The organism is Thermicanus aegyptius DSM 12793 (genome assembly GCF_000510645.1).
Lineage (GTDB): Bacteria > Bacillota > Bacilli > Thermicanales > Thermicanaceae > Thermicanus > Thermicanus aegyptius.
In genome coordinates this window covers 733,790-758,663 of record NZ_KI783301.1, presented here as the reverse complement: position 1 = coordinate 758,663, position 24,874 = coordinate 733,790, and the positions used below count along the sequence as shown (strand labels likewise).

Annotated in this window: 23 protein-coding genes and 1 pseudogene; all 24 read right to left on the bottom strand. The window is 50.0% G+C overall.

What is annotated here, in order from left to right; genetic code table 11:
- Positions 1-18: 18 nt before the first annotated feature.
- Positions 19-2,001, bottom strand: coding sequence for a translation initiation factor IF-2 (gene infB, locus THEAE_RS0104030; RefSeq protein ID WP_425426419.1), 1,983 nt, complete (start codon positions 1,999-2,001; stop codon positions 19-21).
- Positions 1,980-2,534: a hypothetical protein gene (locus tag THEAE_RS23820; protein WP_425426435.1), complete on the bottom strand. Its 555-nt coding sequence runs from the start codon at positions 2,532-2,534 to the stop codon at positions 1,980-1,982. The genes infB and THEAE_RS23820 overlap by 22 nt, the downstream gene beginning before the upstream one ends.
- A 271-nt stretch (positions 2,535-2,805) precedes the next feature.
- A pseudogene (locus THEAE_RS23815) lies at positions 2,806-2,931 on the bottom strand (translation initiation factor IF-2 N-terminal domain-containing protein); the annotation flags it as partial.
- Complete coding sequence (locus THEAE_RS0104025) at positions 2,932-3,261, bottom strand: L7Ae/L30e/S12e/Gadd45 family ribosomal protein (RefSeq protein ID WP_005588303.1); 330 nt, start codon at positions 3,259-3,261, stop codon at positions 2,932-2,934. It lies immediately after the preceding pseudogene.
- Positions 3,233-3,529 carry an RNase P modulator RnpM gene (gene rnpM, locus THEAE_RS0104020; RefSeq protein WP_005588302.1) on the bottom strand — a complete coding sequence of 99 codons (297 nt, stop codon included), beginning with the start codon at positions 3,527-3,529 and terminating at the stop codon, positions 3,233-3,235. Before rnpM ends, THEAE_RS0104025 begins: the two co-directional genes overlap by 29 nt.
- 10 nt (positions 3,530-3,539) lie before the next feature.
- Positions 3,540-4,685, bottom strand: a complete 1,146-nt coding sequence (gene nusA, locus THEAE_RS0104015) for a transcription termination factor NusA (RefSeq protein WP_028986599.1) — start codon at positions 4,683-4,685, stop codon at positions 3,540-3,542.
- Positions 4,686-4,729: 44 nt separating this feature from the next.
- The gene (rimP, locus tag THEAE_RS0104010; RefSeq protein WP_005588299.1) at positions 4,730-5,185 is read right to left on the bottom strand and encodes a ribosome maturation factor RimP; all 456 of its coding nucleotides are present in this window, start codon (positions 5,183-5,185) and stop codon (positions 4,730-4,732) included.
- A gap of 178 nt (positions 5,186-5,363) precedes the next feature.
- Complete coding sequence (locus tag THEAE_RS0104005) at positions 5,364-9,638, bottom strand: PolC-type DNA polymerase III (RefSeq protein WP_425426387.1); 4,275 nt, start codon at positions 9,636-9,638, stop codon at positions 5,364-5,366.
- A gap of 92 nt (positions 9,639-9,730) precedes the next feature.
- Entirely contained in the window at positions 9,731-11,437 is a 1,707-nt protein-coding gene (locus tag THEAE_RS0104000) for a proline--tRNA ligase (protein ID WP_028986597.1), read from the bottom strand.
- A 15-nt stretch (positions 11,438-11,452) separates the two neighbouring features.
- Positions 11,453-12,517, bottom strand: a complete 1,065-nt coding sequence (gene ispG / locus THEAE_RS0103995; RefSeq protein ID WP_028986596.1) for a flavodoxin-dependent (E)-4-hydroxy-3-methylbut-2-enyl-diphosphate synthase — start codon at positions 12,515-12,517, stop codon at positions 11,453-11,455.
- Positions 12,518-12,609: 92 nt separating this feature from the next.
- Complete coding sequence (gene rseP / locus THEAE_RS0103990; protein WP_028986595.1) at positions 12,610-14,091, bottom strand: RIP metalloprotease RseP; 1,482 nt, start codon at positions 14,089-14,091, stop codon at positions 12,610-12,612.
- Between the two features lie 16 nt (positions 14,092-14,107).
- Positions 14,108-15,253 carry a 1-deoxy-D-xylulose-5-phosphate reductoisomerase gene (locus tag THEAE_RS0103985; protein ID WP_028986594.1) on the bottom strand — a complete coding sequence of 382 codons (1,146 nt, stop codon included), beginning with the start codon at positions 15,251-15,253 and terminating at the stop codon, positions 14,108-14,110.
- Positions 15,254-15,302: 49 nt separating this feature from the next.
- On the bottom strand, positions 15,303-16,085 hold the full coding sequence (locus THEAE_RS0103980) for a phosphatidate cytidylyltransferase (protein ID WP_028986593.1): 783 nt from the start codon (positions 16,083-16,085) through the stop codon (positions 15,303-15,305).
- Between the two features lie 48 nt (positions 16,086-16,133).
- Positions 16,134-16,898 carry an undecaprenyl pyrophosphate synthase gene (locus tag THEAE_RS0103975; RefSeq protein WP_005588290.1) on the bottom strand — a complete coding sequence of 255 codons (765 nt, stop codon included), beginning with the start codon at positions 16,896-16,898 and terminating at the stop codon, positions 16,134-16,136.
- 61 nt (positions 16,899-16,959) lie between these two features.
- Complete coding sequence (frr, locus tag THEAE_RS0103970; protein ID WP_028986592.1) at positions 16,960-17,517, bottom strand: ribosome recycling factor; 558 nt, start codon at positions 17,515-17,517, stop codon at positions 16,960-16,962.
- A complete protein-coding gene (gene pyrH / locus THEAE_RS0103965) occupies positions 17,495-18,241 on the bottom strand; it encodes a UMP kinase (protein ID WP_028986591.1) in 747 nt (248 codons plus the stop codon). The genes frr and pyrH overlap by 23 nt, the downstream gene beginning before the upstream one ends.
- An 82-nt stretch (positions 18,242-18,323) precedes the next feature.
- Positions 18,324-18,974 carry a translation elongation factor Ts gene (gene tsf, locus THEAE_RS0103960; protein WP_028986590.1) on the bottom strand — a complete coding sequence of 217 codons (651 nt, stop codon included), beginning with the start codon at positions 18,972-18,974 and terminating at the stop codon, positions 18,324-18,326.
- A gap of 133 nt (positions 18,975-19,107) precedes the next feature.
- On the bottom strand, positions 19,108-19,896 hold the full coding sequence (gene rpsB, locus THEAE_RS0103955; RefSeq protein WP_028986589.1) for a 30S ribosomal protein S2: 789 nt from the start codon (positions 19,894-19,896) through the stop codon (positions 19,108-19,110).
- 239 nt (positions 19,897-20,135) lie between these two features.
- Positions 20,136-20,363, bottom strand: coding sequence for a hypothetical protein (locus THEAE_RS0103950; RefSeq protein ID WP_005588286.1), 228 nt, complete (start codon positions 20,361-20,363; stop codon positions 20,136-20,138).
- A gap of 49 nt (positions 20,364-20,412) precedes the next feature.
- Positions 20,413-21,192 carry a FliA/WhiG family RNA polymerase sigma factor gene (locus THEAE_RS0103945; RefSeq protein WP_052329740.1) on the bottom strand — a complete coding sequence of 260 codons (780 nt, stop codon included), beginning with the start codon at positions 21,190-21,192 and terminating at the stop codon, positions 20,413-20,415.
- 23 nt (positions 21,193-21,215) lie between these two features.
- Entirely contained in the window at positions 21,216-21,695 is a 480-nt protein-coding gene (locus THEAE_RS0103940; RefSeq protein ID WP_028986587.1) for a chemotaxis protein CheD, read from the bottom strand.
- On the bottom strand, positions 21,695-22,309 hold the full coding sequence (locus THEAE_RS0103935; protein WP_028986586.1) for a chemotaxis protein CheC: 615 nt from the start codon (positions 22,307-22,309) through the stop codon (positions 21,695-21,697). The genes THEAE_RS0103940 and THEAE_RS0103935 overlap by 1 nt, the downstream gene beginning before the upstream one ends.
- Positions 22,310-22,311: 2 nt before the next feature.
- Positions 22,312-22,788: a chemotaxis protein CheW gene (locus THEAE_RS0103930; protein WP_028986585.1), complete on the bottom strand. Its 477-nt coding sequence runs from the start codon at positions 22,786-22,788 to the stop codon at positions 22,312-22,314.
- Positions 22,789-22,824: 36 nt separating this feature from the next.
- On the bottom strand, positions 22,825-24,873 hold the full coding sequence (locus THEAE_RS0103925; RefSeq protein ID WP_028986584.1) for a chemotaxis protein CheA: 2,049 nt from the start codon (positions 24,871-24,873) through the stop codon (positions 22,825-22,827).
- Between the last annotated feature and the right edge of the window lies 1 nt (position 24,874).

Below are 24,874 nucleotides of genomic sequence, written 5' to 3'. Positions count from 1 at the left end.
AAAACGGGTCAGCCGGTTTTATTGTTTTACCGTCTCCATGACGAAGGCTTCTAAAACATCGCCTTCCTTAATATCGTTATAATTCTTGATGGTTAACCCACATTCATACCCCTGGGATACTTCACGGGCATCATCCTTAAAGCGCTTCAGGGAATCCAGTTTCCCTTCGTAAATGACGATTCCGTCCCGGATCACCCGCACACCTGAATCCCGGGTAATCTTTCCTTCCATCACATAGCACCCTGCGATGGTTCCTACCTTGGAGACTTTGAAAATTTGCCGAACTTCAACCTGCCCGATCACCTTTTCCTCATAGACAGGCTCGAGCATTCCTTTCAAGGCGTTTTCAATCTCCTCAATCACCTTGTAGATGATGCAGTGGAGACGAATCTCCACCTTTTCCTGTTCCGCCATCGCTTTTGCATTGGCCACTGGGCGGACATTAAAGCCGATGATGACGGCATTAGAGGCAGAGGCAAGGGTAACGTCCGATTCATTAATCGCCCCTACACCGGTGTGAATGATGCGGACGCGAACCCCATCCACATGAATTTTTTCGATGGAGCTCTTCAAGGCTTCCACAGAACCTTGCACGTCTGCCTTGATGATGAGGTTGAGATCTTTAATCTCTCCCTCTTTGATCTGGCTGAACAGATCATCCAAACTTACCTGATTCTTCTTCAGTTCAATCTCCCTTTTCTTCATGGCCCGGTGGGAGGCAATGGTTTTCGCTTTGCCGTCATCTTCAAAGACCATGAACTGATCTCCTGCCTCGGGAACACTGTCCAACCCGGTGATGGCTACAGGGGTTGAGGGTGGAGCCTCTTTTAGCCTGCGACCGAGGTCATTCGTCATCGAGCGAATCCGTCCGTAGGCGGTGCCAACCACCACAGAGTCTCCGACGCGGAGCGTTCCCGACTGAACGAGGACGGTAGCAACAGGACCTTTCCCCTTATCCAACTCCGCCTCGATCACGGTTCCCCTTGCCCGTTTATTAGGATTCGCTTTTAATTCTTGAACTTCGGCTACGAGGAGAATCATTTCGAGGAGTTCATGAATTCCCTCCCCTTTCAAGGCGGAAACGTGGACGAAGATCGTATCTCCTCCCCATTCTTCCGGAACCAACCCATATTCGGAAAGCTCCTGTTTCACCCGATCCGGATTGGCATTGGGCTTATCTACCTTATTGACGGCTACGATGATGGGGACGTTGGCGGCTTTCGCGTGGTTAATCGCCTCAATGGTCTGGGGCATGACTCCGTCATCGGCGGCCACCACAAGGATGGTAATGTCGGTCACCTTTGCCCCCCTGGCCCGCATGGCTGTAAACGCTTCATGGCCCGGCGTGTCAAGGAAGGTGATCCATTTCCCATTGATTTCTACCTGATAAGCTCCAATGTGTTGGGTGATTCCCCCTGCTTCGGTTGCCGTTACCCGGGTATGCCGGATCGAGTCGAGCAAGGTGGTTTTCCCATGGTCAACATGCCCCATTATCGTAACAACCGGGGGGCGTTCAACGAGGTTCTCCGGATCATCATGCTCTTCGATGGTTTCAAACTCATCCTCATTGATGATCACTTTTTTCTCCACTTCAATGCCATAGTCCCCAGCTACAAGGCTGGCCACATCAAATTCAATCTCCTGGTTTATGGTCGCCATCACTCCGAGGAGAAGGAGCTTCTTAATCACTTCTCCCGGTTCTTTCCCCATCATCTTGGCAAATTCTCCAACGTTGATGGTCTCCCCAATCACGATCTTCGTCGGCGTCTCTTTATCCTCACCAAAGATGATGTCTTTATTCTTCTTGTTTTTATTCCGCTTTTTGCCTCGAACCACTTCACCTCGTTCATCTTCAAAATCAAGGGGAGGAGCGATTACTTTTATCTTGCTGCTCTTCTTTAGTGTCCTCTTGGCTTCCTCTGAGGGTTCAAAATCCTTTTTCTTCTGAACGCGGCGACGGGGTTGTTCCGTTTTTTCTTCTACCTGAGGAGATGGCGGCACGGTGAGACGGTCCCGGCGTTCTCCTCCCTTACCTCCGGACCGCCGTTCCTTCGCTTCAACGGTATCCTTGTCGTTACGGGGAGGACGGCCTCCTTCCCGGTAGGAACGATTCCCTTCGCCCCGTGGCGGACGATCCCCTCCTTCCCGGTAGGAGCGGTTCCCTTCACCCCGTGACGGACGATCCCCTCCTTCCCGGTAGGAGCGGTTCCCTTCACCCCGTGGCGGACGATCTCCCCCTTCCCGGTAGGAGCGGTTCCCTTCACCCCGTGGCGAACGATCCCCTCCTTCCCGGTAGGAGCGGTTCCCTTCACCCCGTGGCGGACGATCTCCCCCTTCCCGGTAGGAGCGGTTCGTATCACCCCTTGGCGAACGATCTCCCCCTTCCCGGTAGGAACGATTTCCTTCACCCCGTGGCGAACGATCCCCTCCTTCCCGGTAGGAACGGTTTCCTTCCCCATGGGATGAGCGCCCATTTCCATCCCGTCGTTCACCCTGGGAGGCTTCATGGCGATCGCTCTTTGAATGAGCTTCATGGGAACTGCCCGCTCGCATGTCCCCTCTTCGCTCCCCGCTGTTTCCCTCTTTCTGCTCCTGGCTTAGAGTGGAGGGCATCTCTTTATGACTAGATTCCTTTTTTCTATCCTTATTCTCCGTCCTCTTCTCCTCCAGTCCTTTATGAGTATTATGATGAAGAGGTTGCTCTCCCTTGCTCTCTTGCAGCCTTTCCATTTCGGCAGTTTTTCTCATTTTCTCCTCGTTAGCCTTTCTTTTAATATCCTGGAAAAATTGATTAATCTTAATCTGTGCATCCTCATCCACAATACTCATATGACCTTTCACCGGAATATTGAGCCGTGAGAGGATATTGATAATCTCTTTGCTTGACATGTTCAATTCTTTTGCATATTCATACACCCGAACTTTGGCCATCTAATCACCTCCGTTACGTATGGCCCGTATCTCTTCTGCAATTTTGGCTGCGAATCCTTGATTCGTAATGCCAAGGATTACTCTCTCCCCTTTCCCGATGGCTTGGCCCAATTCCTCCCGGCTGCCAAAGAAAACGAACTCTACCCTATAACTTTTGCATTTATCTACAATCTTTTTCCGGGTATTTTCCGATGCATCTGTGGAGAGGATGACAAGAAAAGCATGATTGGAACGAATGGCGGCAAGAACCGGTTCCTCTCCGGAAACGATTTGTCCTGCTCTCATTGCCAAACCCAATAGATTAAAGACGTTTTTCCCTTTCCCGTTCAAAGAGAATTCTCCCCCATTCCGCCTGAAGCCGTTCCCCGGTCTCCGGTGAAATCTCGGTCTCCAGCATGCGGGATAAAAGTTTCTTCTTCATCGCGGTTTCGTAACATTGTTGATTCGCACAGAGATAGGCCCCTCTCCCCGATACTTTCCCCCTGGGATCGATGAAAATCTCCTGTTCGGGGGTACGGACAAAGCGAATGAGTTCTCTCTTTGGCCTTTGCGTTCCGCAGGCGATGCATTTTCGCATTGGGATCTTACGGACTGCCATCTCTCACACCTCATTCTTCCCTGCTTTGGCGGTCGTGGAAGGAAACCTCAATCTCCTCAATGTATTCATCCTCTTCATCATATGGCTCCTGATCCTGTTCTGCCAGTGGTAAGATCCCTTCCTCTTCCGCTTGGCTTTCGCTCTTGATATCTACCTTCCATCCGGTAAGTTTGGCCGCAAGGCGGGCATTTTGACCCCGCTTCCCAATGGCTAAGGAGAGCTGATGGTCGGGCACGATCACCCGGGTCTTCTTCTCTCCTTCCATAACCTCCACCGATAAGACCTTCGCCGGGCTTAAGGCATTGGCCACATAAACCACAGGGTCTTCCGACCAGCGGACGATGTCGATCTTCTCTCCTTTTAATTCTTGTACGATCGTCTGTACACGGGACCCTTTCGGACCGACGCAGGCACCCACCGGATCTACATGCTCATCTTTCGTATGGACCGCCACTTTCGAACGATCTCCGGCTTCCCTGGCAATCGATTTTATTTCTACAATCCCTTCATAGATTTCAGGAACTTCCCTTTCAAAAAGGCGTTTTAAAAATCCGGGATTGGTGCGGGATAGAAGAATTTGCGGCGCTTTTTGCCCTTTCTCCACCCTGACGATAAAGGCTTTAATCCGGTCTCCCTGATGAAACTCTTCCCCCGGCAGGATCTCGGAATAGGGGAGGATCCCTTCGGTCTTACCTAATTCCACATAGATATTTTTCCCGTCAAATCGCTGGACGGTACCCAGGATAAGTTCCTCTTCCCGATCTACGTACTCCTTAAAGATAATTCCCCGTTCCGCTTCCCGGATTCGCTGAGTCACGACTTGTTTGGCCGTCTGGGCTGCGATGCGTCCAAAATCCCTAGGGGTCACTTCAATGTCTAATGTATCGTCCACCTGGTAATGGGGATTGATCTCCCGGGCGGTCTCCAGGGAGATCTCAAGGCGGGGATCCGTCACCTCTTCGACCACTTTTTTTCTTGCGTATACCGAAACATCTCCCGTCTCTTCATTCACTTCCACCTGAACATTTTGTGCAGAATTGTAGTTCTTCTTATACGCGGCGATGAGAGCTTGCTTCATGGCTTCTATGAGAACCTCTTTGCCGATCCCTTTCTCTTTTTCCAACTCTGCCAATGCGCTCATAAAATCGATACGCATTTTGGAATCATCTCCTCCTTTCAAAATCTATTCTGTTCCTTCTCCTACGAAATGAGAATAGCCAGCCTCGCAAACGTTACATTCTCCTTGGAAAATGTAATCTCTTTTCCTTCCACTTCAACCGTAAGGGGATCGGTGGAAAGAAGGATTCCTTCCAAAACCTTCTTCCCATCCACAGGCTCCAGCGTCTCGATATGGACCCCTTTACCAATCGCCCGTTCATAATCCCGCTCCGTCTTTAAAGGCCGTTCCGCCCCTGGAGAAGAAACTTCCAAAAAGTAAGCGTAAGGGATCGGATCCACTTCATCCAATTTCTTGCTGAGAGATTCGCTTACCTTTCCACACTCTTCGATATCGACGCCTCCTTCTTTATCGATATAGACACGGAGGAATCGGTTTTTCCCCTCTTCCACGAATTCAACCTCGACGAGCTCAAGACCCATTTGTTCAAGGATGGGAAGCACCAATTGTTCGGTGATGGAAACCACCTTCCGCGACACAGATTCATCCTCCTCACAAATTAAGACGTATGCCCAAAAAATGAAGAGTGGGAAAGCCCACTCTTCGTCGCTCTCTATAGTATAACCATAGTAAACTATACCATATTCCTACAGATTCCGCAAGGGGTGAAATTCTACGGTGAACTCATGATGAAGATGATTTCTTCATCCATACAAATTAAAAATTAAAGAGGCTTAACTGATTGGAATCGGGAAGGTCGTCCAGGCAGCCATACCCTTCAAGGAGCTCCATCACCGTCTTGGAAAGCCGGGCACGGCTTTGCAGGTCTTCCTTGGAGAGGAAGGGACCCTCCTCCCTGGCCTTCACGATGTTGAGGCTTGCGCTTTCCCCCACGCCGGGCAATGCGGAAAAGGGAGGAATCAGCCCGTCGCCCTCGATGAGGAAGCGGGTCGCATCCGAGCGGTAGAGATCAATGTTCTTGAAATGAAAGCCCCTTTTCAGCATCTCATAGGCCACCTCCAGGACGGTAAGCAGGTTTTTCTCTTTTGCGGGGGCGTCGGGCCCTTTCTCGTTAATCTCCCGGATTTTTTCCTTCACGTGGTCCGCCCCTTTTTGGACGATGGAAAGGTCGAAATCGCTCGCTCTCACCGAAAAATAGGTGGCATAATATAGAATCGGATGATGGACCTTGAAATAAGCGATCCTTAGGGCCATGAGCACATAGGCAACCGCGTGGGCTTTCGGGAACATGTATTTAATTCTGAGACAGGAGGTGATGTACCATTCGGGAACCTGAAAGGAGCGCATGTACTCCTGGTCCTCGGGGGTAATTCCCTTCCCTTTCCGCACGCCCTCCATAATCTTAAAAGCCCGGGAAGGCTCCAGACCTTTATAAATCAAATAGGTCATAATATCGTCGCGGCAGCCGATCACATCTTTAAGCTCTGCGATGCCGTTGCGGATCAGCTCTTGGGCATTGTTCAGCCACACGTCGGTTCCATGGGAGAGCCCGGAGATCTGCACCAGTTCGGCAAAGGTGGAAGGTTTGGTTTCTTCCAGCATTTGCCGGACAAAGCGGGTTCCAAATTCGGGAATGCCCAGCGTTCCCGTATAACAGCCGATGACTTCCAGTTCCAGGTTTTTCCCTAAGCTCTCCGTCCCACTAAAGAGTTTCATCACGGCCGGATCGGAGAGGGGGATCTCTTTCGGATCAATGCCCGAAAGATCCTGAAGCATGCGAAGAACGGTCGGATCATCGTGGCCCAGGATGTCCAGCTTTAGCAATCTTCCGCTGATCGCATGATAATCGAAATGGGTGGTGATCGTCTCCGAGTCGGCATCGTCCGCAGGATGTTGGATCGGGGTAAAGTCGTAAACCTCCTTATATTGGGGAATGACCATAAGACCACCCGGGTGTTGCCCCGTCGTACGCTTCACTCCCGTACATCCTAATGCGAGGCGATCCATCTCCGCCTTGCGGACACTTATCCCTGTTTCCTCCAGATATTTTCGCACAAAACCATAGGCCGTTTTCTCCGCCACGGTGGAGATGGTTCCTGCCCGATATACATATTCTTTACCAAAGAGTTCCTCCGTATATTTATGGGCACGGGGTTGGTAATCCCCGGAAAAGTTCAGGTCGATATCAGGTACCTTATCCCCCTTAAATCCCATGAAGGTCTCAAAGGGAATGTCATGCCCGTCCCGTTTCAGAGGAGCCCCACACTTCGGGCAATCTTTTTCCGGGAGGTCGAAACCGGATCCTACCGAACCATCGGTAATAAATTGACTAAACTTGCAATTTGGGCAAACGTAATGGGGAGGAAGGGGATTTACCTCGGTGATGCGGGACATGGTGGCCACCAACGAGGAACCGACGGATCCCCGCGATCCCACGAGATACCCGTCATCCAGGGATTTGGTGACCAATTTATGGGCGATGAGGTAAATCACCGCAAATCCATTATGAATTATGCTGTTTAATTCCTTTTTCAACCGGCTTTCCACGATCTCCGGAAGTGGATCCCCATAAATCTGACGCGCCGTTTCAAAGCTCATCCTCTCCATCTCTTCTTCCGCCCCTTCGATGACGGGCGTGAAGAGTTCATCAGGAAACGGCTTCATCTCTTCCACCTCATCGGCCAGCCGACGGGGAGATGTGATCACGATCTCCTCCGCCAATTCCTTTCCCAGGAATGAAAATTCGGCGAGCATCTCCTCCGTGGTGCGGAAATATTGGGGAACCAGATGCTTGGGATCTTTCGTCTTGATTCCGTTCTGGGCTTTAATCAAGATTTTTCGATAGATGAGTTCATGGGGCTCCAGGTGATGCACATTCCCCGTGGCCACCACCGGTTTTCCTTCCTCCTTCGCCACCCGGATCAGCTTTCTCAGAATCTCCTTCAGATGTTCCTCGTCCCGAATGAGCTCCTCTTCAATCAGGTATTTATAATGGGAGAGGGGCTGAACTTCGATATAATCATAGAAACGGACGGCTTCCTTTAACTCTTCTTCGCTCTTTTGCATGGCGATTTCAAAGATCTCTCCCTCTTCGCAGGCGGAGCCCACGATCAGCCCTTCCCGATGGCGCTCCAATTCCCCCTTAGGAATTCGGGGATTTCGGTGAAAATACTCCAGATAGGAGAGAGAGATGAGCTTATAAAGATTTTTTAGCCCCACCTCATTTTTGACCAGCAGGGTGGCATGGAAGGGGCGTTGCCGTTTAAAATCTTCCACCGCACGTAAGCCGTTCACCTGATCCAGATACTCGACTCCTTTCTCTTTTAAGGTGTCGAGCATCTTAAAGAGAAGGTGGCCTGTCGCTTCCGCATCGTAGACGGCGCGGTGGTGTTGGGTGAGGGTAACTCCATAATAGGAGGAAAGGGTGTCAAGGCGATGGTTTTTCAAATCTTTCAGGAGATTGCGGGCCAATTCCAACGTGTCGAGAACCGGATTCCCGATCTCCCCCATTCCTTCCCGACGGAAACCCACCGAGATAAAACCCATGTCAAAGCGGGCGTTATGGGCTACGAGGACCGCATCTCCCATAAAATCCCGAAATTCCCGGAGCACCTCTCCCACCTCCGGTGCCCCCACCAACATCTCATCCGTGATATGGGTCAATTCCTTAATTTTGGCCGACAGAGGACGATGGGGGTTGGCAAAACGCTCAAATCGGTCGATCACTTCTCCCTCCCGCATCTTCACCGCGGAAAGTTCGATAATCGTATCATAGGCCGCCGAGAGTCCGGTCGTTTCCACGTCAAAGACCACATAGGTATCGTCCTGAAGAGAGCGATGGGCGGGCCTGTGAACGATCGGAACGCCGTCATCCACCATATAAGCTTCCATGCCGAAGATCAATTTCACGCCGTGTTTCTGCGCCGCATCAAAGGCTTCAGGAAAGCTTTGCACTCCCCCGTGATCCGTAACGGCAATGGCCGGATGTCCCCACTTCGCTGCCTGGGCGATGGCCCTTTTGGGCGATAGGTTGCTGTCCATGGCGCTCATCGTCGTATGGAGATGGAGTTCCACCCGTTTCATCGGCGCTTCATCTTTCCGCTCATGGGGGAGAATCTGGTTGATGTCATGGGCAATCAAGATAAGATCCCGTTCAAACGTATCCTCTTGGACACTGCCGCGGATTTTTACCCACATTCCTTCTTTCAGTTGGGATAAGAGGGTTTTATCCTCCTGGGAGCGGGCGAACAGTTTGACCAGAATGGAATCGGTAAAATCCGTGACCTTCAGAAGAAATAAGGTGCTGCCGCTCTTTAGTTCACGGCTGTCGATGGCAAAGAGGGTCCCTTGCACGATCACCCATTTCTCTTCTTCCCGGATCTCCCGCAGAGGGCGAGCCTCCCCTTCGATCTTTCCTCCATAGAAGAGAAGCTCAGGTTTTGTTTCCTTCTCCTCCACCCTCTCTTCCGGAGAATTGGCAGCTAGGAGAAGCGCTTCTACCGCCTGCTTCTCCTCTTCTTCCCTCTTCTCGGCATAGAGGTCTTGAAGGGTTTTTGCCTCTTCGGATAAGATCAGTTGAACGGATGGGGAGAGGCCTGTCCACGCCCGGTAAAAAGAAGCGATGCGTTCTTCCGCACGTCTTGCGCGGAGCACTTCTAAGGAGGTTCCGTTTAAGGCAGGAAAGAGAAGTTTTCCTCCTTCGATCTTGGGGGTATGCTCCAAGTATCTTTGCAAGGAAAATGAGGGCCATTCTTCCTTTAAGGTTTCAAGGAGAACGGGCCAGTAAAGGGAAACCGCCTCCGCCAAAGAAGGAGGATTCCGGTAGAGAAAGGTGAAGGAAACTTCGGCGATGGAAGCAAACCGTTCTTTCACACGTTTTATCCACTCTTTAAGGGGGGCAGGCGGGAGAAGATGAGGAAAGAGCAGGGTAAATTCCCAGCTCTTTTTCTCCACATCCACCACCAATTGTTCCATCTCCCCCTCCTCCAATACGTTCCTCAAAGGCTCCGGAGGCGGTACTAATTGCAGCAAGATGTTTAATCTCTTTTTATTATCCTCTCCCATTTTCAACACCTTCATTGATGAGATGGAAAAATGTTCCCTTCGATGTATTTCATCATCAATTATTCAAGACCCTCCCATACCCGCAGGATCTCCTGCAGCGCATTCCTGGTAGGAACCTCCAGGCTCTCACCGGTACGGCGAATCTTTAACTCCACCTTTCCTTCCCTGATCTTGGTGCCGATCACCACCCGAAGAGGGATGCCGAGAAGATCCGAATCCTTAAACTTCACCCCAGCCCGCTCGTTCCGGTCATCGAATAGAACCTCTATTCCCTGATTCTGAAGTTCTCCGTAGAGTCTCTCGGCGAACTCCCGCTGTTCCGCATCCTCTATGTTGACGGGGACCAGATGAACCGCAAAAGGTGCAATCGCCTTCGGCCAAATCATCCCGTTCTCGTCATGAGATTGTTCCACCACCGCAGCGACTAGACGCGAAACCCCGATTCCATAGCTTCCCATCAGCATCTCTTTTAAATTTCCCTTTTCATCTTGATAAACGGCGCCTAATGCAGAGCTGTACTTGGTCCGAAGCTTAAACACATGCCCTACTTCGATCCCTTGGGTAAACCGGATGGGAGCACCGCAACGGGGGCATGGGTCCCCTTCCCGGATATTGCGAAAATCCCCATAATGGTCCACATGGAAATCCCGTTCGGGTTGAACTCCTAAATAGTGGTAATCTGTCTCGTTGGCCCCTGTAGAGGCATTCACCATCTCCTTAATCGCCCGATCGGCCAAGACGGTAATCCCTGCGATTCCGATCGGGCTGACAAATCCAGGTTCACAGCCAAACACCTTTCGAATGGTTTCCTCATCGGCCATCTCCAGCGTGGTGAGGTTGAGAAAATTTTTCACCTTCACCTCATTCACCTCATGGTCCCCCCGTACCAGAACAACGACAGGTTTGCCTTCTACGGAGAAGACCACATTTTTAATCACCTTGGAGACGGGAATGCCCATAATTTCCGCCTGTTTCGCCACGGTTCGTACCCCGGGGGTGGTTACTTTGCGAAGAGGTTGAGGCTCTTCGTCAGAGGGATTAGGAGTATGTACCACTTCCGCCCGCTCCAGATTGGCTGCATAGGAACAAGAGGAACAATAAGCGATGGTATCTTCTCCAATGGATGCCAATACCATAAACTCGTGATTATCTTTTCCCCCGATGGCTCCCGAGTCCGCCTCCACCGCTCTGAACTTTAAGCCACAGCGGGTAAAGATGCGGACATAGGCGTCGTACATCGCTTTGTAGCTTCGATCCAATCCTTCTTCGGAGGTATCAAAGGAATAGGCATCTTTCATAATAAACTCACGTCCCCGTAGAAGACCAAACCGGGGGCGGTATTCATCTCTGAATTTGGTTTGAATCTGGTACAGGATGAAGGGGAGCTTTTTATATGTTTTTACTTCATCCCTAACGATGGAGGTAATCACCTCTTCATGGGTGGGTCCCAGGGCAAAAGGCCGCTCATGCCGATCCGTTACTTTCATCATCAAAGGTCCGTAATCATCCCAACGGCCTGTCTTCATCCAAAGTTCCGCAGGCTGCAGTGCAGGCATGAGAAGCTCCTGCCCGCCGGCCCTATCCATCTCCTCCCGGATGATCTCCGATACTTTTTTGATGACTCGATAACCCAGGGGGAGATAGGTATATACCCCGGAGGAAATTTGCCGCATCATCCCCGCCCTGAGCATCAGTTGGTGGCTTACCACCTCCGCGTCGGCGGGAAGATCCCGCAAAGTGGGAATAAAGGCATGACTCTGTCTCATCGATCGTTCACTCCTTTATGACAAACCTTCCATCTCATGAATTTCTTTCATCAATTCATCAAAGAGTTCTTCTTCTTTCACTTTGCGGATAATCTCTCCATTCTTAAAGATAAGACCCTCTCCGTTGCCGCCTGCGATGCCGATATCCGCCTCCCTCGCCTCTCCAGGTCCATTCACCGCACAGCCCATCACGGCGATTTTAAGAGGTTTCTTTAACTTCGCCGTCGCCTCTTCCACCCGTGTGGCCAAACCGATTAGATCGATCGCCGTCCTTCCGCAGGTGGGACAAGCGACGACGACCGGCTCCGTGGCTGCCAGGTTAAGGCTCTTTAGAATATTCTTCGCCACCTTCATCTCTTCCAAAGGATCGGCAGCAAGGGAGACGCGGATGGTATCACCGATGCCCATGGCAAGGACGGTTCCTATTCCAACCGCCGACTTGATCCCTCCCGCATAGGCGGTCCCTGCCTCCGTCACGCCCACGTGAAGGGGATAGTTCCTCTTCTCCGCCATCAGGGTATACGTCTTAATCATTGTGGGAACATCGGAAGATTTTAAGGAGACGACGATATCATAGAAACCCAGATCCTCCAAGATCTCCACGTGATTCATGGCGCTCTCGACGATGGCTTCGGGGCTTGGATATCCGTATTTTTCCAAAAGACGTTTCTCCACCGATCCGGAGTTCACCCCGATGCGGATGGGAACCCCACGCTCTTTACAGGCTTCCACAACCGCCTTCGTCTTCTCCTTGGAACCGATATTTCCCGGATTGATGCGAATCTTATCTACGCCGCTTTCCAGCGCTTTTAAAGCCAATTTATAATCAAAATGAATATCTGCAACGATGGGAAGGGGAGATCCTTTCTTAATTTCTGCCAATTTTTCTGCGGCATCCTGGTTTACGACCGCCAATCGGACGATCTGGCAGCCGGCGTCCGCCAATTGCTCAATCTGGGCCAACGTCGCCTTAACGTCCCGGGTGTCGGTCGTGGTCATCGACTGGATCACCACGGAAGATTGTCCTCCGATTTGTACTCCCCCCACATAAACCGGCCGAGTCTCTTCCCGCTTAAACAAGGGAAAAACCTCCTTTTTTCTTGTCATGTCACCTGATGAACGATCCCTGATGAATCATTGGACCGAGGTAAACGGATGAGTACCTCAATCCCTTATAGCAGAAACTTCTGGATATCGTTCCAGGTGACGATCAGGATAAGAAGCATCAGAAAGGCAAAACCGATAAAATGAACCAGGCTCTCCTTGGCAGGGTCGATCGGCTTCCCTCGAACCGCTTCAATGAGAAGGAAGAGAAGCCTTCCCCCATCCAAAGCGGGAATGGGCAAGAGGTTAAAAATTCCTAAGTTGATGCTGAGGAGGGCAGCCCAAAAGACCAGGGTGGAAAATCCACGATTGGCCGCATCACCAGTAATTTTAAAAATGGCTACAGGCCCTCCCATTTGGTTTAAAGGATCCGGAGTATGGAAAAGTTGTCCCAAGGAGGTAACGATACGGACCGTCCAATTCCAGGTTTCAACGGGACCGCTTAGGAGGATCTTCCCAACCGAAAAATCCCGTTTTTGACTAATACCGATGCGACCGATTTCGCCAAGCTGTAAGGTACCTTTTCCCAAGTCGTAGGTAAAATCTCGCTTCACGTTTACTCCATTTTCCACCCGATTTACGGTAATCACAACGGGTTTCCCCGCGGATTCCTCCAGGAGACGGTTGGCGGTTGCCAAAGAGGCGGCGGGCTTTCCATTGATCGCCACCACTTCATCGCCGGGTACAAGATCGATTTGGTTTGTATCGCTTAAAGAGGCAATATAGAGGAAAGGAGCCGGAGTGATTTTGGCCTGCCGTTGTTCTTTATTCCGCTCTAGGAGAATGGTAATCTCCTTCCCTGCTTTTTGGTTAATCGCCTGCTGTACCTCTGTCCAGGAGTGAATGGGCGTGTCGTCGATGGAAAGGATCCGGTCATTCGGTCTAAGTCCGGCAGCCTCTGCAGGAAAACCTGGAGCAATTCCACCAACGACCGGCTCGTCGGTATCCACTCCTGTCATGGCCGCCAAAAGGATAAATAAGAAGATCGCCAGGATAAAATTGGCCAAGGGCCCTGCCGTCAAGGTCCAAAACCGCTGTCCCACGGTTTTACTGCCGAACTGCCGGTTCAGGGGGGCAATTTGGAACCCTTCCCCATTCCGCACCATTTCCGCTTGGGGAGAGACGGCGAACTCCTTTTCCGCTTCTCCGAGCTGGGCAACGAAGCGAAGCCTTCTCTCCACATCGATGGAGGAAGCAACCACCTCTTTCCCCTCTCCCGGCATCGACTCTTCATCGAGGAGGAAGTGTGTAATCTCCCCTGCCTCATTCTCCAAGATGCGTATCCTCTGTCCCGGTTTAACCTCCACCACTTCCGGGTCTTCTCCCGCCATCCTCACGTATCCTCCCAATGGAAGAAGACGGATCGTCCATTTCGTTTCATCTCTTTTAAAAGAGAAGAGCTTCGGGCCGAAGCCGATGGCGAATTCGCGGACTAAAATGCCTGCTCGTTTTGCCAGGAGAAAATGGCCCAATTCATGGACAAAAATGAGCAGGCCAAAGACCACGATGATGGAGAAAATGGTCTGGGCATTTCCCACAATCCAAGTCAACGATACGCTCACTCCTTTATCCGATCATATTTTGCGCTTCTTCCCGAGCCCATCGATCTGCCTCCAAAATATCCGTCAAGGAAGGATGTGATATCGAAGAATGCCGCTCCAAAACCTTCGCAACCACTTCTTCGATCCGGTAAAAAGGAAGCCGGCGCGCTAAAACCGATTGTACGGCCGCCTCGTTCGCCGCATTGAGAACGGTCGGATAAGTGCCCCCCTGCTCCCCCGCCTCATAAGCGAGGGAAAGGGCCGGATAGCGCTCCGCGTCAACCTCTCTAAATGTTAATTGTCCAATTTGGGCGAGATTTAGACGTCCGCCCTTTAGAGGAATTCTTACCGGATAGGTAAGGGCATATTGAATGGGGATTCTCATATCCGGTGTCCCTAGCTGGCCGATGATGGCACCATCCACAAATTCCACCATCGAATGGAGGATGCTCTCATAATGGAGTACCACATCGATGCTGGAATAGGGGAGGGAGAAAAGCCAATGGGCTTCAATCACCTCAAAGCCTTTGTTCATCATGGTGGCCGAATCGAGGGTAATCTTCGCTCCCATCTTCCAATTGGGATGTTTAAGCGCTTCTTCGACCGTAACGTTCTTTAACTCTTCCCTTCTTTTTTCCCGAAAGGCACCCCCTGAGGCGGTTAGAAGGATCCTTAAAATATCTTCTCTCCTTTCCCCTTGGAGGGATTGAAAGATGGCCGAGTGTTCGCTGTCGATGGGAAGAAGCCGCACCCCGTTCCTTTTGACCGCCTCCATGACCAAATGACCTGCGGCAACCAGGGTCTCTTTGTTGGCCAGACCGATATCTTTTCCTGCTTCAATCGCCGCCAAGGTAGGTGCAAGTCCCGTAAATCCGACTAAAGCTGCAACGACAAATTCCACCTCTCCATGGGTGGCGCAGGCGATCAGCCCTTCTTCCCCATACAAAATCTCCGGTGGATGCATCAATTGGATTCGAAGCTCATCGGCGAGTTCCTTGGTGGCAACCGCCACCCGCTTTGGCCGAAATTCTTCAATTTGTTTATATAGTAACGGAAGGTTCCTCCCTGCCGCAAGAGTGATCACCTGAAAAAGGTCCCGATGCTGACGGATCACATCTAGTGTGTTCGTTCCAATGGAACCGGTCGAACCTAATATAGAAATTCCCTTCACTTCATCCATCCCTCTTATCCCTATTTCCCCTCTTCTGTCAGGAGAGGCACTATAGTACATGCAATAACCAGAGCATGGTGGGGAAGGCAACGATCATGCTGTCGAAACGATCGAAGAAGCCCCCGTGTCCAGGGAGGATCCAGCCTGAATCCTTCACTTTAAAGTTCCGCTTAATGGCCGACTCAATCATATCGCCCACCATTGAAACCAGAGAGATTAAAACGGCAATAAAGAATGCATCCCAAGAGGTGATCTGAGGATCGATAAGTCGATAGATCAGAAGGCTACCGACCACCGCCACGGCAATCCCCCCCACGGCGCCTTCAATCGTCTTCTTAGGACTGATGGAGGGCCAAAGTTTATGTTTGCCGAAGAATCGGCCCATGAAATAAGCCCCCGAATCCGTAAGCCAGACTAAAGCAATGGTATAGAGAGTGAGGGGGAGTCCCAAAGGCATTTGGCGAATCAGGAACATGGCATGAAAGCCCATTCCGATATAAAACGCGCCCAGAAAGATATAGGAAACATCTAAAACACTGGTCTGATTTTTGCTAAGAACCGAGGCCAAGAGGAGAAGAAAGGCAACCATCCAGATCGCGTAGAAGGAATTGGGTGATAAATTCTTGAAACCGAAGTCCAGAAAATAGATGAGGAGAAGAGCACCCACTAAGGAAGAGGGCCTGTACCATTCCACTCCCCGCATCCGGACATATTCAAAGAAAGCTCCTAATGCTACGACAAGGATGAGAAGAATAAACCAAATTCCTCCCAACCAGACAAAACCTAAAAAGATTGTCCCCCCGATTAAACCAGTCAGGATGCGTTGCCTCACAGAAGACCCTCCCTATTAGGATGCCTCCAAATGGTACTCTTTTTCCACCTAAGATTTGATCCTACCAAATTTTCGCTCTCTCTTTTTGTATGCCTCTACGGCCTCCAGAAAATCCTCCCGGTGAAAATCAGGCCAATATTTGTCGCTAAACCAAAATTCCGTGTAGGCGAGTTGCCAAAGCATAAAATTGCTGAGGCGAATCTCACCGCTGGTCCGGATCAACAAATCGGGATCCGGGTAATCCGGCGTGAGGAGATATTGATGGAAGAATTGCTCATCGATCGAGTCCGGGGAAAGTTCCCTTTTTTCCACCTTGCGGGCGATCGCCTTCACGGCATCGAGTATTTCTTTCCTTCCTCCATAGTTTAAAGCAAAATTAAGAATCAATCCAGAATTATCTTTTGTCTCTTGGATGGCTTTCTCTACAGCCTTCACCGTATGGGAAGGCAATCCCTCCTTATCCCCGATCATCCTCACCTGGACATTATTTACAATCAGCTCCTCCAACTCGAGCTCAAGAAATTCTTCCGGAAGACGCATCAGGAAATCTACCTCCTCTTTGGGACGCTTCCAATTCTCGGTGGAGAAGGCGTAAAGGGTTAAAATTTTTACCCCCACCTCATCGGCAGCTTTCGTAATTTCCTTCACCGTTTTCATGCCGGCCCGATGTCCGACAACTCTGGGCATTCCCCTCTCCTTCGCCCAACGTCCGTTTCCATCCATGATGATGGCGATATGTTGAGGAATCTTTCCTTCTCCATCTTCCTTTGACGGACTTTTTTCCCTGCCAGGCCAAAGATTTAATGATTTCATTGAAGGCCCTCCAAGTCTGTAAAGTAAGAATCCTCCTCACTACGAGGAGGATTTAAGAACCTTAAATCTCCATAATCTCATTTTCCTTCTGTTTTACCGTTTCGTCAACTCGTTTTGCGTAATGATCCGTAAGTTCCTGGACCTGCTCCTGATATCTGCGATTTTCATCTTCTGAGATCTGGCCCTCTTTTTCCATCTTCTTAAAGGATTCGTTCGCGTCCCTGCGTATGTTCCGGATCGCCACCTTCGCTTCTTCCCCATACTTTTTTACGAGCTTCGTCAGTTCCACCCTTCGTTCCTCCGTGAGAGGGGGGATGGGGATGCGAATCACTGTGCCATCATTGGTCGGCGAAAGTCCTAAGTCTGATTTTTGGATCGCTTTTTCAATATTGTGAAGGATACTCTTATCCCAGGGTTGAAGGACAAGGAGCCTCGGCTCCGGAACACTGATGCTGGCCACTTGATTAATCGGGGTTGGAGACCCATAGTAGTCCACCGTAATCTTTTCCAATAGGGACGGATTTGCTCTCCCCGCCCGGAGGGTTCCCAGTTCCTTCTTCAGCGTTTGCAACGCCTTTTCCATCTTATCCTTCGCCTCATTCACTACTTGCTTTGGCATCTGCTTCTCCCCCTATGATGGTCCCGATTTTTTCACCAAGAACTGCCCTTTTAATATTTCCTTCTTCCAAAATGGAAAAGACAATAATGGGAATATGATTATCCATGCATAACGAGGAGGCCGTGGAGTCCATCACCCCTAGCCCCTTATTTAAGAGATCAAGATAGGTGAGTTGCTCAAACCTCTCGGCATCAGGATAAACTAAAGGATCGGCGGTGTAAACACCGTTTACCTTATTTTTTGCCATCAGGATCACTTCAGCTTCAATCTCAGCAGCCCGCAAGGCCGCGGTTGTGTCGGTGGAGAAATAGGGATTTCCCGTGCCTGCCGCAAAAATGACCACTCTCCTCTTTTCCAAATGGCGAATGGCCCGCCTGCGGATATAAGGTTCGGCCACCTGTCTCATTTCAATCGAGGTTTGTACCCGGGTGGGAACCCCTTCCTTCTCCAAGCTATCCTGCAAGGCTAAGGCATTCATTACCGTGGCCAACATCCCCATATAATCGGCCGTGGCACGATCGATTCCTTTGGCGCTCCCTGCTAACCCACGCCATATGTTCCCTCCCCCGACCACAATGGCGATCTGCACATTTAATTCGTGTACCTCTTTAATCTGATTTGCGATGGAATGAAGAACGCCCGGATCAATTCCATAGCCGTTCTCCCCGGCTAAGGCCTCACCGCTTAGTTTTAAGACCACCCGATGATACCTTGGTAGAGACATCTCAGACCTCCATCTGTTTAAAATCTGCCCTTTCCTAACCCAGATCTTTGAAAAAAGGAACACTCCGTGTTCCTTTTTCAGTTTACTGTTTTACTTGTGACATAACCTCTTCCACAAAATTGTCTTGCCGTTTTTCAATGCCTTCTCCTAATTGATAGCGGACAAAACGACGAATGGAAATCTTCTCCCCTATTTTGCTGATCTTCTCGTTAACCAGATCCTGAACGGTTTTATCCCCATCTTTAATGAAGGGTTGCTCCAATAAGCAGACTTCTTTCAAGAAATTCTTTAGACGCCCTTCCACCATCTTTTCGGCAATTTGTTCCGGTTTCCCCTCATTCATGGCCTGTTGCTTGTAGATTTCCCGCTCCTTCTCCAACACTTCCGCAGGCACTTCATCCTTACTTACATAAAGTGGGCTGTAGGCGGCAATCTGCATGGCAATATCCTTCACAAATTCCTTAAATTCATCCGTATTGGCGACAAAGTCGGTTTCACAGTTTACTTCTACCAGGACGCCAATCCTGCCCCCCATATGTATGTAGGATTCAACCAATCCTTCCGCCGCAATTCTCCCTGCTTTTTTCGCAGCGGCCGCTAAACCCCTCTCCCGCAAAATTTCAATGGCTTTCTCCATATCCCCATTTGCCTCTGTCAAGGCTTTTTTACACTCCATCATTCCTGCTCCTGTTTTTTCTCGCAACTCTTTTACTTGATTGGCTGAAATGGTCATGCGCTCTGCCTCCTACGATTTTTCATTTTAAAATAGGGTGGTCCGGGTTCCTGAACCCATGAGCCACCCTCTAATGAACACTTTATTCCTCTACATCCAACCTTGTCGTTCTCCTCAGCCGAATACGAGGGAATTACGCTTGCAACTCCGTCTCGGTCGCCGTCTCTTCAGCGATGGCTTCTACGGCGACTTCCTCAGGAACCTCGGCGCTATCATCTACCGGCGCATCACTCATCTGCTCGCCCTGGCGTCCCTCAATCACTGCATCGGCCAGCTTCTCGGTAATCAACTTCACAGCCCGGATGGCATCATCATTCCCGGGGATGACATAGTCGGCTTCATCGGGGTCACAGTTGGTGTCGACGATAGCGATGATAGGAATGCCCAGTTTCCTCGCTTCCGCTACGGCGATCCGCTCTTTCCGAGGGTCTATAATAAAGATGGCATCCGGCAATCTCCCCATATCCTTAATTCCGCCTAAGAACTTCTCCAGGCGATCCATCTCTTTTCTGAGCAGGATCACCTCTTTCTTCGGCAGCACATCAAAGGTTCCATCCTTTTCCATCTCTTCCAATTGGCGCAGGCGGTCAATTCGCTTGCGAATCGTGGTAAAATTGGTTAATGTCCCCCCAAGCCAACGTTGGTTGACATAGTACATCCCGCATCGTTCCGCCTCTTCCTTCACCGATTCCTGAGCCTGCTTCTTTGTTCCCACGAAGAGAAGGGTTCCGCCCTCTGCGGCAAGATCGCGGACGAATTGATAAGCCTCCTCGATCTTCTTTACCGTCTTCTGCAGATCGATGATGTAAATCCCGTTCCGTTCGGTAAAGATGTACTTCGCCATCTTCGGGTTCCATCGGCGGGTCTGATGTCCAAAATGGACCCCTGCCTCTAACAATTGCTTCATCGAGATGACCGACATGATTTTCCTCCTTAAAATGGGTTTTTCCTCCGCCCTCTTCATCTCCCCCCACTCTCCGGAAACCCCGGCACCCATGGAGGAATTGGAAGGCGTGTGGGTTGGTTTTACACCGCTATATACTATAACATACTCATGATTCCTGCGCAAGGAGATCTCTTGCCTACCGAACGAACGCAAAAACGATGGCCGTTCGTGATGTTACATAGGAGGTTGCTGCCGGAACGATGTGGTTCACACAACTAGATGGAACGGTCCAGATGTTGTCCCTTATAGGGATGGGAAAGGGTTTGGTAGGAGGCGGAGGAGGTTTTTTCCGCCGTTTTTCGAAACCGCTCTTCCCTTTTTTGTCTTAAGGAGGCCGCCCTCTCCTGTACCAGGTAAGGGTGTTGGTTCATCCGTTCCATCATCATTCCCCAATCGACACTTCTTGGGAGCGCAATCTGCATCTCCAACGTCTTGAGAGACATGGAAACCCCTTCCTTCTATAATCTCTATGGTAAGTATACCATATTTCCCCTAACGCAAGTATCCCTTCATTTTTCCCAGTGCGGTCCTTAACCGAATCATCGCTTTGGAATGAAGTTGGGAGATTCGGGAAGGGGAGAGGGAGAGGACCTGGGCCACCTCCGTAAAACTTAGTTCTTCAAAATAAAAGAGGGATAAGACCAACCTTTCCTTTTCAGGAAGAGTTTCAATAGCCTCGGTTAAAACCCGCCTTAATTCCACCCTAGCCACCCGTTCTTCCGGGGTTTCCGTCTGTTCATCGATGAGGTTTAAGCTCCTCGCCTTGTCCGTACTTTCTTCATCAATAAAAGATTCATCAATCGAATAAAAATGGGTGGAACTTTCTTGAAGGATATGGTTCAATTCTTGGGTGGTGATTCCCAGATAGTTCGCCACATCTTCATCGGTAACGGAAGATAATTTTTCCTGTTCCAAGACGGCATAGGCCTCTTCCACCCTTTTTGCTTTTTCCCTTAACGAACGGGGAAGGAAATCATTTTCCCTCAGGCCGTCCAGGATCGCCCCCCGGATCCGCCAACTGGCATAGGTGACAAACTGCAGGTTTCGGTCAGGATCGAATTTCCTAACCGCATCTAGGAGTCCCATCAGCCCAAAACTGCGCAGATCCTCCTTTCTCACCGTTGTGGGTAAGCTGGGCGCGATCTGCCGTACCGCTTTATCCACGAGATAGAGAAAATGTTCTACGATTCTCTCTTCGGCTCCTTTATCCCCCTCTTCCTTGAGCCGCTTCCAATCCAGTTTAAGATCGATTGCGGTCTGGTAATCGGCCACAAACCTTCACCCCCTCGGGAGAATCAGATCACCTTTTCCCCATGATAAACGGTCCATACGCGGAGAATTCCCGTCTCTGCCTCGATTTCGATGGTTCTGCCATAATTACCGCCCGTATCCTGCGCTACCACCGGGATTTGTAGCCGGCGGAGCTCGATTAGAGAAGCTTCTACATTCCTGGGACCAATTCGAAGAAGGTCATTCCCCTTATTTTGAAACATCTGGGCTCCGCCGGCCAGCTTCGCTTTCATGCGGGATCTTCGCCCACCTGCCCTTTCCATGCGCATCAAGAGCTCGGGAATGGCTGTGTCGGCATATTTTGCCACCTGAACCTCTCCTTTTGCTAATTCGGAACTTGGCAACATCACATGGGCGAGACCCGCCAAATGGATGCTTTCATCGTACAGCGTGATCCCTACGCAGGACCCCAATCCTGTTGTCCGCAATCGGTTTGGGGCAAAAGTAATGTTTAAATCGGCAATTCCAACCTTTATCTCGTACATTACATGGGTACTCCTAACGCCTTAAAAAGAGTAGGAAAGAAGGATGGATCAGGAATAAAGAAGAAATGACCCTCCAACTTTTCAGAACCATTCATAAAGGAGGTATCGATCAAGAGAGCATCGTTGCCGGACCGCCCAATTTCTAAAATGCCATACGTTAAAATTGCCATGGCCATATCCACCGCTATGGAAGGGATCGACGGATAAAGGGTTAGATGGGTGAAATCAGCCAGTGCGCTTAGGTAAGAGCCGGTTAATATGTTTCCGATCTCTTGCAAAGCATCCAGGTCTTTCTCTGTAAAAGGTTCTTTCTCATTCAACTCCTCTTGAAAAAGCTGGGAGAGAAGAAATTTTGCGGATGTTATTCCCATGAGAAAGAAAATACTCCCCGTCATGTCTCCTTCGACGCTCATATATATTCCTACCACAAGTTTATCCTCGCCTACATACTGAGCAATCTTATCAAAGGAGAGGATCTCCACATTGGGAACCGACATCTCAATTCTCATGCCCAGGATCTTTGAGAGAGAAGTGGCGGCATGTCCTGCCCCAATGTTCCCTATTTCACGCAATATGTCCAACTGAAGTGGTTCCAAACGAAATCCCCCAGTCATCCTCACGCCTCAAATTGTTCCAGCTGTTCCACTTCATTCATCAAAAGGACTTTTTCCAAATTTAAGAGAATCAGAAGCCTCGTGCCGATCTTGGCGACCCCACGCAAGTATTCCGCACCAACCCCTCCTACGATTTCAGGCGGCGCTTCAATCATCTCCTCAGGGATATCGATCACATCATTGGCTGCGTCTACGATTAAACCGACTTCAATTTCATCGATTCTTACGATGATAATCCGAGTTTGATCGGTATAGGATGTGAGAGGAAGTCCAAAACGCTTCCTCAGATCGATCACGGGAGTAACAACCCCCCGCAGGTTAATCACACCTTTTACAAAATCGGGGGCATTAGGTACTCTCGTAATATGTTCCAATCGTTCGATCGAACGAACCTGCTGAACATCCACCCCATACTCTTCGTTCTGAAGGCGAAAGACGATCGCCTTTATTTCTTTCACGGTCTTGCTCTGTTCCAACATCGTTCATCCCTCCAAATGATGATTTTAACCCATCCACTATTTAATCAACGCGTTGGGATCAAGGATCAATGCAACCTGTCCATCCCCCAGAATCGTAGCTCCGGATATGGCGAAAAGGTTGTGCAAGTATTTTCCCATCGATTTCAGCACGATTTCTTGTTGCCCTAAGAAATCATTCACCTCGATGCCCACCAATTTTTCCCCTTTACGAATGACGACTACGGAGACCTCCTCTCTTTCCTCTCCACTTGAAGGGATGGAAAAGAGTTCCTTCAGGGAGAGGAGAGGGACCACCTTTCCACGGAAATCAAGGACAGGTTGTTTATGGGCGACACGAATTTCCTCTTTGGGAAGAGAGAGAGTTTCCAGGATCGAATTAATAGGAATGGCATATTTTTCTCTCTCTATTTCTACCAACATGGCAGAGAGGATGGAGAGGGTTAGAGGTAATTGAATGCGGAACGTGCTCCCTTTCCCTCTCTCCGACAGAACCGAAACACTTCCTCCCAACGCTTCTATCTTGCTACGCACCACATCAAGTCCAACACCTCTTCCGGAGATGTCGGACACTTTCTCCGCCGTGCTAAAACCGGAATGAAAGAGAAGGCGATAAACCTCTTCTTCCTTGAGTTGCGTCGCTTCCCTCTCGGTGACTAAGCCTTGAGCTACGGCCTTTTTTAGAACTTTCTCCCGGTCGATGCCTTGGCCATCATCACTTACTTCGATAAAGACATGGTTTCCACTGTGATAGGCCCGCAAGGAAATCTCCCCTGGGATCGGCTTTCCTTTCTTCTTCCGCTCCTCCGTCGACTCCAATCCGTGATCGATTGCATTTCGTAATAGGTGAACCAGAGGATCTCCGATTTCATCGATCACCGTTCGATCCAGCTCCGTCTCCGCCCCCGTAATGGTAAGATTAACCTGTTTGCCCAACTCTTTTGCCAAATCCCGCACCATGCGTGGAAATCGGTTAAATACCTGCTCTACAGGAACCATCCGAATGGTGAGTACCAAGTTTTGCAGGTCGCTGCTGATTCGGCTCATATGTTCAACCACTTCCGTGAGGGAGGGAGATCCTATTTCCCGGGCAATTTGTTCTAAGCGGCCCCTATCGATCACCAATTCGCTGAAGAGGTTCATCAATCTCTCCAATCGTTCCGTGTCTACCCGGATCGTTTTCGAGCTATGATGTCTCCGTATTGGATGGACATCCCTCTCCTCTTCGCCCTTCTCCCCATCTTTTGGTTGGGAAAGGTTTGGACTTACCCCCTCCTTTTCTTCCGTCATGGCACTGGACGCAGCTACCTCATTAAGGCTCTTTATGCTCCCTTTCGATAGGCGGACCACCTCTACTCTTCGAATCTCCGAAATCCGATTGATCGTCTTTTCTACCTCTTCTTTGGACAGCATCGTGATCAGGGTGAGAGAGAAACTGCGATCAAACTTCTCTTCCTCCAATTCATCTACGGAAGGAAGCGTGCGGATCACTTCCCCTATTTCCTCCAGGGCGGAGTAAACCATGTAAGCCCGTGCCGCCTTCAGCATGGTCCTTTCATCGAGTTCCACTTCGATTTCAAAGGCCTGATATCCGTTCCTTAGGGACTGGAGGAGAATATTTACTTGATAGGAATCATATTCATACGTTTTCTCTACAGGTGAGGGGGCCGTCGGTTTCACCTTTTCATCCTCGTTCGCCGCTTCTCCGCCGCTTGTGAGTATTTTCCGAAGGGAGGATACCTCTTTGCTCACATCCATCTTTCCGTCCTCCCCGTTTTCAATTGCCGCAATCATCTCCTCCAAGCGATCTACGGCGGAGAAGAGTTGATTCATAATGCCTTCGTTTACGGCAATCTTCTCATTTCGAATTTGGTCCAACACGTTTTCCATCTCGTGGGTTAGCGTGGCCAAATCTTCAAAACCCATGGTGGCCGACATTCCTTTTAACGTGTGAGCGGCACGAAAAATCACCTGTACATAGGAGAGATTGTTCGGTTCGCCTTCCAGTTTGAGGAGATTTTCGTTGATCGCCTGAAGATTCTCTTTCGACTCTTCCAGAAACATATCCAGATATTGATTAAGTTCCATG